This window comes from Microcoleus sp. Pol12B4 (assembly GCF_036701385.1).
Lineage (GTDB): Bacteria > Cyanobacteriota > Cyanobacteriia > Cyanobacteriales > Microcoleaceae > Microcoleus.
In genome coordinates this window covers 1-13074 of record NZ_JAUBQR010000192.1, presented here as the reverse complement: position 1 = coordinate 13074, position 13074 = coordinate 1, and the positions used below count along the sequence as shown (strand labels likewise).

At 46.4% G+C, this 13074-nt stretch carries 10 protein-coding genes; 4 read left to right on the top strand and 6 right to left on the bottom strand.

Going from position 1 to position 13074, the window contains the following annotated elements:
• Nucleotides 1-1187: glutamate-1-semialdehyde 2,1-aminomutase (gene hemL, locus QUA38_RS22250; RefSeq protein WP_333165657.1), on the bottom strand; the 1187-nt coding region annotated here is incomplete at its 3' end.
• A gap of 332 nt (nt 1188-1519) precedes the next feature.
• Between hemL and hisIE the strand changes: the two genes are divergently transcribed.
• Nucleotides 1520-2170 carry a bifunctional phosphoribosyl-AMP cyclohydrolase/phosphoribosyl-ATP diphosphatase HisIE gene (gene hisIE, locus QUA38_RS22245; RefSeq protein ID WP_333165655.1) on the top strand — a complete coding sequence of 217 codons (651 nt, stop codon included), beginning with the start codon at nt 1520-1522 and terminating at the stop codon, nt 2168-2170.
• Between the two features lie 175 nt (nt 2171-2345).
• Here the strand turns inward: hisIE and QUA38_RS22240 are convergent, their stop codons facing one another.
• Entirely contained in the window at nt 2346-3605 is a 1260-nt protein-coding gene (locus tag QUA38_RS22240) for an MFS transporter (RefSeq protein ID WP_333165652.1), read from the bottom strand.
• A 320-nt stretch (nt 3606-3925) separates the two neighbouring features.
• On the opposite strand from QUA38_RS22240, the gene QUA38_RS22235 reads away from it, so the two are divergent.
• A complete protein-coding gene (locus QUA38_RS22235; RefSeq protein WP_333165650.1) occupies nt 3926-4432 on the top strand; it encodes a hypothetical protein in 507 nt (168 codons plus the stop codon).
• Nucleotides 4433-4914: 482 nt separating this feature from the next.
• Here QUA38_RS22235 and QUA38_RS22230 read toward each other — a convergent pair whose 3' ends face one another.
• From QUA38_RS22230 to upp, 3 genes are all read right to left on the bottom strand, one after another.
• Nucleotides 4915-5208 (bottom strand): TMEM165/GDT1 family protein, encoded by a 294-nt coding sequence (locus QUA38_RS22230; protein WP_190658036.1) that lies wholly within the window; start codon nt 5206-5208, stop codon nt 4915-4917.
• Nucleotides 5209-5267: 59 nt separating this feature from the next.
• Nucleotides 5268-5735, bottom strand: a complete 468-nt coding sequence (locus tag QUA38_RS22225; RefSeq protein ID WP_333165648.1) for a TMEM165/GDT1 family protein — start codon at nt 5733-5735, stop codon at nt 5268-5270.
• 275 nt (nt 5736-6010) lie between these two features.
• On the bottom strand, nt 6011-6661 hold the full coding sequence (upp, locus tag QUA38_RS22220; RefSeq protein WP_333165646.1) for a uracil phosphoribosyltransferase: 651 nt from the start codon (nt 6659-6661) through the stop codon (nt 6011-6013).
• Nucleotides 6662-7143: 482 nt separating this feature from the next.
• Between upp and crtH the strand changes: the two genes are divergently transcribed.
• Entirely contained in the window at nt 7144-8688 is a 1545-nt protein-coding gene (crtH, locus tag QUA38_RS22215) for a carotenoid isomerase (protein ID WP_333165643.1), read from the top strand.
• 151 nt (nt 8689-8839) lie between these two features.
• On the opposite strand, the gene QUA38_RS22210 is transcribed toward crtH, so the two are convergent.
• Nucleotides 8840-9280, bottom strand: coding sequence for a pentapeptide repeat-containing protein (locus QUA38_RS22210; RefSeq protein WP_333165640.1), 441 nt, complete (start codon nt 9278-9280; stop codon nt 8840-8842).
• Nucleotides 9281-9811: 531 nt separating this feature from the next.
• On the opposite strand from QUA38_RS22210, the gene QUA38_RS22205 reads away from it, so the two are divergent.
• The coding region (locus QUA38_RS22205; RefSeq protein WP_333165637.1) for an EAL domain-containing protein at nt 9812-13074 on the top strand (3263 nt) is incomplete at its 3' end.

Sequence of the window (13074 nt, the reverse complement as noted above, 5' to 3'; positions counted from 1 at the left end):
CCGTGCTCCAACATTCCCCGGTGAAAGCGGCTGAACTTCGTCAAATCCGACTTCTTCGCATCCTCGTAATTGTGAACCGGGCCAGCCGCAAAAAACAAGCCAAACATCCCGCTAATTTGGCCGCCCCAAACCGCGTGTCCGGCTTCCTTAGCAATTTTTAGCAATCCGTCGGACAGTTTTTTGGTAATCTTATCCAACTGTTCGTAAGTGCCGGGTTTTTGCAGCAATTCCAAAGTCTTAATCCCAGCAGTCATCGCCAAAGGATTTCCCGAAAGCGTACCCGCTTGATACATCGGCCCAGCAGGAGCCACCATCCCCATAATATCCCGCCTTCCCCCGTAAGCTCCCACCGGCAAACCGCCACCGATAACTTTACCCAAAGTAGTCAAATCCGGTGTAACGCCGAATCTTTCCTGAGCTCCGCCGTAGGCGATGCGGAAACCGGTCATTACTTCATCAAAAACTAACAAAGCGCCGTTTTCTTTAGTAATTTCCCGCAAACCTTCGAGAAAACCTGCATCCGGGGTAATAAAACCGGCATTTCCCACCACTGGTTCGAGAATTACGCCTGCTATCTCGCCGGGATTTTCGGCAAATAAAGCTTTGACTGCTTCTAAGTCATTGTAGGGAGCGTTGAGGGTATTGGCAGTAACGGATTTCGGGACCCCCGGGGAGTCGGGAAGGCCCAGAGTTGCGACGCCGGAACCGGCTTTTACCAAGAACATATCGGCGTGTCCGTGATAGCAGCCTTCAAATTTGATCAGTTTATCGCGTCCGGTGAAAGCTCGCATCAGCCGCAAAACGGCCATACAGGCTTCGGTGCCAGAGTTGACAAATCGCACCATTTCAATGCTGGGAACGGCATCAATGACCATTTCGGCGAGTACGTTTTCCAACACCGATGGTGCGCCAAAACTCGTACCTTTTTCTAAAGATTCGTGCAAGGCTTTGATGACTTCCGGGTGGGCGTGGCCGCAGATGGCTGGGCCCCAAGTGCCCACATAGTCAATGTATTGGTTTTCGTCAACATCCCAAATGTAGGCTCCTTTTACCCTGTCAAAGACGATGGGCTGTCCGCCTACGGATTTGAAGGCGCGGACGGGGGAACTGACGCCACCTGGCATCAACTTCTGGGCTGCTGCGAAAATTTCTTCTGATTTGGTCGTTTTCAAGGTTGTGGAAACCAATGTTTTCTCCTTAGTGAACGTCTGTTGTTGGTAGAATAATTTTATAACCAGTTCAACATAAAGGTTAGGTCGATTCAAGGAAACTATTCTAGTAGATTTTAGGGTACAAACCAATGAGTAGCAATACTAGCTTGGGTTTTTCAGGCTTTGTAGCACCCAGATCGATCGCCCTAAAGTGTAATTTTTTGTAAAAGAGTTCTTGACAATTTACCCATCCCTTGCCCAATCTTCTCTCTTCTCTTCCTCTGCGTCCTCTGCGTTCTCTGCGGTTAATAAAAAAACAATCTCCGACAGGAAAGCGTTAATCTATATTACAAAGTTGAAATAAAATTATGTCTACTACTGATTTATCGAGTTTGAGCCGATCGATCCCAATTGAAAAGATTCGTTACGACGATCGCGGTTTAGTTCCTGCGATCGTCCAAGATTATTTGGACGGTACGGTGTTAATGATGGCCTGGATGAATCGGGAGTCGCTGCAAAAAACGCTTTCTACCGGGCAAACTTGGTTCTGGAGTCGATCTCGCGCTGAATTATGGCCAAAAGGCGCGACTTCGGGACACGTTCAAAATGTCAAAGGGCTGCGTTACGACTGCGATAGTGATACTTTGCTAGTCACTGTCGAACAAGTCGGAGATATTGCTTGTCACACAGGAGAAAGAAGTTGTTTTCACCAAGTTGATGGGGAAATTTCACCGCCACCAGGGGATATGTTATCTCAATTATTTGCCGTAATTTGCGATCGCCGCGATCATCCTAACGAAAGTTCTTATACTTGCAAATTGTTCGAGGGTGGCGACAACAAGATTCTCAAGAAAATTGGCGAAGAATCGGCGGAAGTTGTGATGGCTTGCAAAGATGACGACAAAGAGGGGATTGCTGGGGAAGTTGCGGATTTATTTTATCATGCTTTGGTTGCTTTGGCTCACCATGAAGTTGATTTGAGAGAAGTTTACCGCAAATTGGGCGATCGACGAAAATAAATTAGTTAGTTGAGGGTTAACAGTTGACTGTTGACTGTTAATGCTAAGAACTACAGTCTTGGACGCACGCGGAGTCACAAACCCGGTTTCTCTGAAAAATCGTGGTATCGAACCGAGAGATATTGACGCAGAAACCGGGTTTTTTTGGTCTTAGTCTTAAACGAACAACTGAATATTAAATTCTACTTTTCAACATTCGATCGAGCTTTTGCAAAATAAAAATAGCCGCGCCGACACTCAAAGCCAAACTCAACCAAAAATTATCCGCGGCCCATTTACCTCTATCCAAAGCCAAACCGCCCAGAGGCGGCCCGATTAAATAACCGATCGCCCAACACTGAGAATTAACCGCTAAATACACGCCACGTAAAGAATCCGGCGCTAAATCCACGACCAAAGCAGAAGCAAAAGGCGTATAAGCAACAGTTGCAACCGACAAAAAGCTCAATCCTAAAACAGCTAAAAATAGATTGCCAGTTGCAGCCATTCCCGTCAAGCCGATCGCAATAAATCCCATTCCCCATAGCAGCGCAGAAATCATCAAAGCTTTTGGATGGGAAAATAGCCTCAAAGCTTTAACAACCGGCAGTTGCAAAGCCACAGTTAAAAATGTGCTAAAAGCAAATAAAACGGTAATTGTACTTGTTGAAAAGCCTTTTCCCGATGTCCCCACCGCGACAAACTTGCTAAAGTACAGTGGCATTGTGGTTTGGATTTGGGAAATATATAATGTGAACAGAGTATTTACTAAAGCATAAACTAGAAGACTGCGATCACTCAGCGCCACCATCCAACCATTCTCCAGATTTTTTTTCCCTCTATCCGCTGAATTAGTTGGTTTGTAGGTTTCGGCGATCGCGATCGTCACCACCGCAAACAGCACTAAAAACGAGATACCATCAATAATAAAGAGCGATCGATAATTACCCGTTACCGCAATCAACCAACCGCCCAAAATAATCCCAACTTGCAGACCCAAATTATCAGCCAGCCGCGTCAAAGCAAAAGCTTCCTGTCGCTGTTCACCCTCCGTTAAATCCGCCACCATCGTCTCAGTTGGAGGCCAATACAAACCCACACCCAAACCCATCAGTAAATTGCCCGCAATTAAGCCAACGAAATCATTAGTCGCCGCCAGTACAAAAGAAGCGGCAGCCGAAATAATTGCTGCCAGGAGTAAAGTTCGCCGCCTTCCCCAAAATTTTGAATCACAAAAAGAACCGCCCAAAATTCTGCCGAATATTCCCGAAACTGAACCGCTACCCAAACCAACCCCAACAGCAGTAGCAGATAAACCGACGCCATCGACAAAAAATATCGGCGCGTAAAATAAAGTAAAACCGGTGCCGCTTTGGGAGAGGAATCTGCCAGCGGCAAGAATCCAGACTTGAGGGGGGAGACGGGGCAACCAAGAGGATAATTGAAATTTAGGCATATACAGTTAAATTAGGAGTTATTTCTGGACGAAGAAACGTGGTTTTTTATTAAAAATACGTTACTGTGTTTAATCAAAGTCAAAAATAGGGGTCTTTGGTTGCACTGCATAAGTCTTGTGAGTAATTATTAATTTATTCCGTACTTTTTCCGAATTAGTATTAGTTAACCGATGTGATGACAAACATAAGTAAGCTTAACAATTCTTCAGGGTATGTTACACAAAAGTTACCATTAATTTAAAAATACTTAACAGAATTTTAGAAAAAAGTTAGTTAAACTCTAGAAAAGGCAGAAGAAAATTTTAGAGGGTCTAATTATATGACAGCTATTACAACATCAAGAGTGGAATCAATTAAACCGCGCTGGCAAGCAATTGTCATGGTGGCCCTAATTTTCTGGCTCAGCGGTAGCCTGATTTTGGATTTAGTAATTATGCCCAGTCTCTACGTATCTGGCATGATGACATCTCCCGAGTTTGCAACAGCCGGAAATTTAATGTTCTGGGGATTCAACCGCGTTGAGTTAATCTGTTCAGGTCTGGTGGCAACGGGTTTGATGGTTTTGAGCAATTTAGTCAGTGACTTCGGCAAGCGCAGCCGCACAGCAATTTTATTATCATTGGTACTTCTAGCGATCGCCCTGATTGACACCTACGCCCTGACACCCCAAATGAGCGCCTTGGGAATGCAGCTCAATCTGTTCGATTCCGCAGCAGAAGTGCCCGCCGGGATGAATCAACTGCACCAAGGCTATTTTGCATTGGAAGCGCTGAAGTTGGCTGTCGCCGGTACGCTGCTGGGCTGGTGCTACCAAAACCAAGTTTAATCGACACAATGCTCAGATGTTGAGTGGAGAAAAAAAACTCAACCAGCAGCGGGGGCGTGAATTCACGCCCCCCGCTAATTTTTTAAATTTTAACCCGATCGTAAACTAGGCTTGAATTGCAAGCATTAGCTCTGCTATCTGGAAATGCACCTGCGTTGCATCTTTTGATATTTATCGGCGTTAATCTGTGTTGATCTGCTTGTATCTGCGGTTAAAAAAAGAGAATTTATTAACCGCAGATGACAATGGATTGACGCTGATTCACGCAGATCAAGAGAATAGATATCTGAATAATTCCGATGCTAACAAATTTGAGATAACTATACTCTCAAGTTTCCTGATCCACCCAAAAACGGATACAAGCCCCCACATCCTGTGGTTGAGAACTCAAAATTTTAGACTCTTGTTCAAATTCCCAGATTCATCTGTGGAGTAAATCTAAAATCTAAAATCTAAAATCTAAAATCGATTGACGGCACGGCCTACTCGGATGCTTCCGGTAAATCTGCTTTTGGCCACAGCAGGCGCAAGCCCATCACCGCAAATCCGATCGCCGCGAGTCCCTTTACCAGTCGTTCCGGCAACACCTCTGCCGTGCTGAAGCCGATCGCCACGCCGATTAAACTCGCCAGCAGCAGCGCCGACGCCGTACCGAAAAATACAGCCCGCGGCGAGTTACAACTACTGCCCAGGGCGATCGCAGCTAATTGACTTTTGTCTCCCAATTCTGACAAAAACACAGTAATAAAACTGATTCCCAAAAGTTGCCAGTCCATGTTTTTTTAGTTCTTAGTTAGCTATTGTAGAAATCTACGACTTACCGACAGACAGACAATTAACCCAGCACTTCCCACAGCAGAACCGCCGAAATCGCCAGTAAAATCACTCCGGCTGCTCTCTCCAAAGTTCTCGGAGCAATCCGACTAGCCAGCCACCTTCCCAGCAACACCCCCAGCAAACTGGTTGCTATCAAAGCCGAACCCGCACCCGCAAAAACGATCCAAGGATTTCGAGATTCAGCCGTCATCAGCAAAATCGCGAGCTGAGTTTTGTCTCCAATTTCAGCTAAAAAAATAGTTGCAAAAGTCGAAGCAAAAATTGCCCAGTGCTTTGGCTTCAGTTTCTTTTGTTCCTGACAAATATCGGGATTTAGAGTCACTGAGAGTTCAGCGGGCTCCGGGGTTAAAGCAGAACAAATCTCAGTAACCTCTTTTATTTGTAGTTGTACCTGTTGTGGCAAATCATAATTGAGGTTTACTGAGTCAGAAGCAGACAAGCTTGGCGGAACAGAATCAAGTTTCACAGGCAATGAGTGCTAAAAGCTATTTATTTTTGAATTGTACTTTTGATTCTAACTTTCTCTGTGCCTGCTTTTACCAAACCAGGGTCATCTTTTTTGCCGCAGATTTCAGCAACTGATTGCTGGAACAACTCACCGCACCCAAAAAGGGATACAAGCCCCCAGCCTTATCTGTCGAGTCAATCTAAAATCTAAAATTGGCTGACGCCTACAAGCCCCCAGCCTTATCTGTCGAGTCAATCTAAAAGCTAAAATCTAAAATTGACTGACTGACTGGTTTATGTGCCGTAAGTTCGATCGCCAGCATCTCCCAAACCAGGTACAATAAAGCCCTGTTCGTTGACTATTTCGTCGATCGTGGCCGTATAAATAATCAAACTTGGGTACTCTGTACTCAGCCTCTTCAAAGCGGGAGGAGCAGCCACCACAGAGATAATCCGAATCAAGTTTGGGTCAATTCCCCGTCCAGTCAATTCCTGCATTGTCGCTATAATCGTCCCGCCAGTCGCCAGCATCGGCTCGCTAATTATCACCCGCGTTGCCGGGTTAAACTCGGTCGGCAATTTATTCAAATAACAAGTCGGTTGTAGCGTCTCCTCATTTCTTGCCATGCCGAGGTGGTAAACCGAAGCCAGCGGTACAACCGTCTGAATTCCTTCGAGCAGTGCCAAACCCGCCCGCAAAATCGGTACCACAACTAACGGAGCTTCCGGGTTGATAAAAGTCGCCGGACATTCTGCCAAAGGCGTCTGCACTGTGGTTTCCACTGTCGGCAGCCATTCTCGAATCGCCTCGTAAGCCAGCCACCTTCCCAATTCTGTCATCGCAGAACGAAAAAGTACCGATGGGGTGGCGGCGTCGCGGGCAACAGCCAGCCAGTGTTTAATTAACGGATGTGGAGGAACGTAAACGCGCAGTTGCAGGGACATTAGGAAACTGGGGAGATTGCTAGGTTTGAAGGATTTTATGCGGTGCGATCGATCTTCTTCGAGGGTTTCACCAACGGGCGAGCGATCGCTCTGTGCAACTTATCACATCCTTGAGGGCGCATACAAGCCAGAGATTGAGTTAGAACCCATTCGCCGATCAACCTCCATCAGCTTATTGAAATATTTTTCCAATAGTATTGACATAAATTAGCAATAAGGTTATACTAATTTTTAGTGTTCTCCTCTCAAAGGATCGGCAGACGGGGGCAGTCGGCAATGGTAGACTGTTCCCGCATTTTTTTTGGAAGCAGGGGCATCGGGCGTTGGGCATCGGGCATTGGGCATCGGGCATTGGGCATCGGGCATTGTCGAACTTCGGTCTTGTTGACATCCATTACAGCCGCTACATAATCCGTTGCCGAACTTCTTGCTTCGGGAGCGATCGACTGTAAAATCATAGAAATATTAAGATTTTTAACCGAATGTCAGCTCCTACCCAATCCCAGTTATTTTCTCCCAACTCCCGCCCTACACAGCAAGAGTTTGATGTGATTGTCATCGGTTCCGGCATTGGCGGACTCGTGACCGCCACCCAGCTAGCCGCTAAGAAAGTCAAAGTTTTAGTGCTAGAAAGCTATACAATTCCGGGGGGGAGCGCTGGATATTTCGATCGAGAAGGCTACAGATTTGATGTCGGCGCCTCCATGATTTTTGGCTTCGGACAGCGTGGCACCACCAATCTCCTCACCCGCGCCCTGAAAGCAGTCAACGTCACCTTAGAAACGATTCCCGACCCTGTACAGCTTCACTATCACTTACCCAGCGGCTTGGAACTTGAAGTTCCCCAGGCTTATGATAAATACTTGCAAGAATTAACAGACAGGTTCCCTCACGAACGCGAAGGAATCCACAAATTTTACGGCGAATGCTGGAACGTCTTTAACTGCCTCAACGGCATGGAATTGCTATCCCTAGAAGAACCCGGATATCTCGTCCGAGTCTTTTTTCAGAATCCTTTAGCCTGTTTGGGGTTAGTAAAATATCTACCTCAAAATACAGGCGACATTGCGCGGCGCTACATAAAAGACCCTACTTTGCTGAAATTTATCGACATGGAATGCTACTACTGGTCTGTAGTACCCGCAGACTTGACGCCAATGATTAACGCCGGAATGGTATTTTCCGACAGACATTACGGTGGCATAAATTATCCCAAAGGCGGAGTCGGTCAAATCGCCCAAAAATTAGTAGAAGGATTAGAAAAATGCGGCGGGCAAATTCAATACAAAGCTAAGGCGAAAAAAATTATTACAGAAAACGGCCGCGCTGTCGGAGTTGAGCTAGTCACCGGCGAAGTTTACCGAGCAAAGCGGATTGTTTCTAACGCCACGCGGTGGGATACTTTTGAGAAATTGCTGCCTGCCGAAGAGATGCCCGCTAGCGAGAAGAAATGGCAGCAGCGCTATCAAAAAGCCCCCAGTTTCTTGAGTTTGCATTTGGGAGTGGAAGCAAGCGTAATCCCTGCTGGTAGCGCCTGCCACCACATTTTATTAGAAGATTGGAACCAAATGGAAGCGCCAGAGGGAACTGTTTTGGTGTCAATTCCAACAGTGCTTGACCCGGATTTAGCTCCCGCAGGATATCACATCGTTCACGCTTTTACTTCGAGTTGGATAGAACAGTGGGAAGGACTTTCGCAGCAGGAATATGAGGATAAAAAAGAAGAGGCAGCAGGGAGAATTATTGAAAGATTAGAAAAGATTTTTCCCGGTTTAGATGCTGGTTTGGATTATATGGAAGTGGGGACAGCGCGTTCTCACCGGCGCTTTTTGGGGCGTGAAGACGGAACTTACGGGCCGATTCCGCGACAGAAGTTAATGGGTTTGCTGGGAATGCCATTTAATCGAACTTCTATGCCTGGTTTATATTGTGTGGGTGACAGTACCTTTCCCGGACAGGGTTTAAATGCCGTGGCGTTTTCTGGGTTTGCTTGCGCGCACCGCATTGCGGTTGATTTGGGTTTTTAGTGCTAGTAGTAGGGTGCGTCAGATTGTTAGGTTGAAATACGAGAGAAAATGTGAGGTTCCTGGCCACCCTACACAAAAACTAAAAACCCGGTTTTTGAGGAAAAACCGGGTTTTAAACTGAAAATTGGCAGTTTTCATTCTTTTACTGAGTTCACTGGTCGTAGCTACCGCCGACACCGATTTGGGTATTGTAGATTTTGGCATCAGTGATGGTCATATCTTCCATTGATGCGCCGGATACGTCAGCGGTGTTAATGATGGCTGCGGTCAGATTTGCCCGATCGAGGTCTGCGTCATTTAAACTGGCATTAGTCAGAAAAACTGCGGTTAAGTTAGCACCCGTCAAGTTAGCACCCGTCAAGTCAGCGCCTTCGAGGTTAGCGCTAGATAGGTTTGCTCCTCGTAAATTTGCTTCTCTCAAATCAGCACCAATTAAATGAGCTCCCGTTAAATCTGCTCCTGACAAGTCGCACTTCAAACATTGCCCGGTTGACAATAACTGTTGCACATCAACGGGATTTTCAGCGCGAGCCGGGCCAGCCAATAGTAGGGGAGTAATTAAAAAAGTAGCGGCTAATAGATGGCGTTTCATAATCCTTTTTTCCTCACCAGACTCTGTATTTAACTTCTTGTGTTGATATCTACAATCTTACCATGGTTGTTTTCGCAAGTTGCGATCTAATTCACAGATGGACTGTGATATCGATTGCCCTTAACAACGCATAGATGGTTTCGACCAGCTAGCAAAACATAATTTCGCAAAACTTAACACTGCCGAACTTCATACAGTGCACTTTTGTAGTAACCTCTTCTAGGTTAGTTAATATAGCCAACCGATGCGTCTTTCTGAAGATGGAGATGATTCGCAATACGAGGAATGATTTTAGGGATGATCTTATCGCAAAAAGTTCACATAAAATACCTTGTTTTTAATAAAAGTGTCACGAGACTGAAAAATTAATTTAAAATAAAGATAAGCTTATAACTTTATAGGTAGAGGAAAAGCAGTGACTGGCTTGATCCCCAGCCCAAGCTCGGCTGCATTTTTAACAATAAATTTTAATTAGGTCTCAGCAGCCCCGTAAAAATCCACCTAGTGCTTGGAAAGCAGCACTTTTTTGGAATGTCGCAAATTCCACGCGATCGCAAAACTCAATTAAATATGCTCAAAAACGATTCCTCCAAGTATCTGCCAACCTTAGCTCAAGTAATAGACCGCTACCCCTTGACCGTTGCCCCCGATACCCCACTAGCAGAAGTAATTACCCTGATGGGCCAACGGCGCGGAAGTTGCTCTCTAAACGCAGCCATTCCACCAACCGATATCTATCAGCCACTAACAGACATTGCAAATTCCCCTACCTCAAGTGCATTCAGAGACGCGACAGGTATCTGCGTCTTTGTCGTGGAAAAATCCCTAGAAAAATTATCCTCGCACTCTGGTTCACATTCTCAATTGCAAGGAATTTTCACCGAAAGGGATCTTGTCGATTTGATTGCTTCGGGCAAAAACTTAAAAGGTGTCACTATCGCAGAAGTGATGAAGCAGCCTGCTGCAACTCTGACAAAATCCGAGACTCAAGATATTTTCAGCGCCCTAATTCTGCTGGGGCAAAGAAGAATTAAGCATTTGCCAGTATTGGATAGCGAAGGTCAACTCTTAGGAGTAATTACCCCGGAAAGCATTCGCCAAGCCATGCTGAAACCGGCAAATATCTTAAAAATGCGCCGCGTGAAAGAAGTAATGACCGCACAAGTCATTCAAGCACCTCGCTCCGCGTCAGTTAGGAGTTTAGCCGAGTTAATGGCGCAGCACCGCGTTAGCTGCGTAGTAATTACCGAATCAACAGAATTATCGATGAATTTACCGTTCCCCATTCCAGTAGGTATAGTCACAGAACGGGATATTGTGGAATTTCAAGCTTTAGATATAGATTTGTCGAAAACGATCGCCCAAACTGTGATGAGTACCCCCTTATTTAGCCTCAAGCAAGAAGACTCGCTGTGGGTAGCTCATCAGGAAATGCACGAGCGTTTAGTCCGCAGGCTGGTAGTAACGGGGGAACAGGGAGAACTCCTGGGAATAGTTACTCAAACCAACATACTGCGCGTACTTGACCCGATGGAAATGTCAGGGGCGATCGATGTTCTGCACGATTCAGTGGCCGAAAGAACTAAGGAATTGGAAAAAGCGATCGCATCCCTCAGCTTGACTAACGCCAGACTAGAAAGCGAAATTGCTACCCGCGTGCGGGCAGAGGCCAGACTCCACCTTTTAGAATCTGCTGTAGTGAACGCTAACGACGCAATCGTGATTATGGATGCGGGAGACAGCGATATCTCCGACCCCACCATCATCTATGCCAACGAAGCTTTTACCCAAATGACGGGCTACCTACCCGAAGAAATCATCGGACAAACCCCCAGTTGCTTGCGCGGCCCAGAAAGCGATCCCACCCAAGTCGATAAAATTCGCCGTACTTTCTCTCGCCAAGAACCCCTACGCCTAGAATTGATTAACTACCGCAAAGACGGTTCAACATATTGGGTGGAACTCAACAGCGTACCCATTGCCGACACCTCCGGGAACGTTACCCACTGGGTGTCGGTGCAGCGAGATATTACCGATCGCAAGCGCATGGAACAAGCATTTTTTGAAGAAAAAGAACTCGCTCAGGTTACTCTACAATCGATCGGCGATGCCGTAATCACTACTGACGCCGACGGCTGCATTTCCACACTTAATCCAGTTGCCGAACAACTCACGGGTTGGTCTACCTCGGAAGCTAAGGGTTTGCCCCTCGCCAGCGTGCTGAGAATAGTTGACGAAACTACCAGGCGGCCGACCGAAAATATCGCCGAAATAGCTTTGTGCGAAGGTCGGATTGTTGACCAAGGACACAACAGCTTGCTGATTGACCGCAACAACACCGAATTTGCGATCGACCACTGCGTCGCCCCCATCCACGCTAGCAGCGGCGAAATTGTCGGGGCCGTAGTTGTGTTCCGAGATGTCACGCAAGTGCGAACTCAAGCGCGGCAACTCACCTGGCAGGCAACTCATGACCCCCTGACCCAATTAGTCAACCGCCGGGAATTTGAGTACCAGCTAGAGCACGCCCTACACGGCGCTCAAGGTTACGGGCAAGAACACGTGATGCTTTATCTGGATCTCGATCGCTTCAAAATAGTTAACGACACCTGCGGTCATGCTGCAGGGGACGAACTGCTGCGCCAAGTCAGCCAGCTATTTAAAAGCAGTATCCGCAAAACCGATATTTTGGCACGTCTGGGTGGCGATGAATTTGCCGTACTCCTGTACAATTGTCCTGTCGAACGAGGATTGAACGTTGCTGAAACGCTGCTGCGAAGCATTCAGGCATTCCGCTTTGCGTGGCAGGACAAAACTTTTTCGATCGGCGTCAGTATCGGTTTGGTAGCAATCAATCCCAAAACAGCCTCGACATCTGCGATTTTGAGCGCGGTCGATATGGCCTGCTACGCTGCTAAAAATAAAGGTCGCAACCGGGTACAGGTTTATCAAGCCGGCGATCAAGAATTAATCAAACAGCATGGCGAAACCGAGTGGGTGGTGCAAATTCATCAAGCTTTAGAAGAGAATCGCTTTTGCTTGTACTCTCAGCCGATCGTACCTTTGCTCAACTCTCCAACCACCGGAACCCACTGCGAAATCCTCCTGCGCCTCCAGTTGGAAACTGGTGAGTTGGTGTCGCCGATGGCGTTTATTCCGGCTGCCGAACGCTACAACTTGATGCACGCGATCGACCGCTGGGTAATTCGCACTTTATTTAGCAATTTATCTAAAATTTTCACGGCCAATTTATTAGTCCAAAACCCCGGGGTAGGCAGCGATAAAATAGTTACCTTCCCTGCTTGCTCTCTTTCTGATCTGCAATCGTCATTTGGCAAATATCCCAACCTTTATTCAATCAACCTTTCTGGGGACAGCCTCAACGAAGAAAAATTTATCGAGTTTATTCAGGAACAGTTTTCCATCCATCAAATACCGCCACAAATAATTTGTTTTGAAATTACCGAAACCGTTGCCATTGGTAATCTCAGTAAGGCAGCCAGCTTGATTTGGCAACTCAAGGAACTAGGCTGCCAGTTTGCCTTGGACGACTTCGGCAGCGGGATGTCTTCCTTTGCTTACCTGAAAAGCTTGCCGGTTGATTATCTCAAAATAGACGGCAATTTTATTAAGCATATTGTCGATAATCCTATTGATGTCGCAATGGTGGAAGCTATTACCAAAATCGCTCACGTCATGGGAATTAAAACTATTGCCGAGTATGTTGAAAATCAAACAATTATGGATAAACTCAATGAACTTGGGGTAGATTACGCTCAAGGTTATCATTTGGG

Coding starts and splice junctions, on each gene's coding strand:
- hisIE (WP_333165655.1), top strand. CDS start 1,520: ATGTCTACTACTGATTTATCGAGTTTGAGCCGATCGATCCCAATTGAA.
- crtH (WP_333165643.1), top strand. CDS start 7,144: ATGTCAGCTCCTACCCAATCCCAGTTATTTTCTCCCAACTCCCGCCCT.
- QUA38_RS22210 (WP_333165640.1), bottom strand. CDS start 9,280: ATGAAACGCCATCTATTAGCCGCTACTTTTTTAATTACTCCCCTACTA.
- QUA38_RS22230 (WP_190658036.1), bottom strand. CDS start 5,208: ATGGACTGGCAACTTTTGGGAATCAGTTTTATTACTGTGTTTTTGTCA.
- QUA38_RS22235 (WP_333165650.1), top strand. CDS start 3,926: ATGACAGCTATTACAACATCAAGAGTGGAATCAATTAAACCGCGCTGG.
- QUA38_RS22240 (WP_333165652.1), bottom strand. CDS start 3,605: ATGCCTAAATTTCAATTATCCTCTTGGTTGCCCCGTCTCCCCCCTCAA.
- upp (WP_333165646.1), bottom strand. CDS start 6,661: ATGTCCCTGCAACTGCGCGTTTACGTTCCTCCACATCCGTTAATTAAA.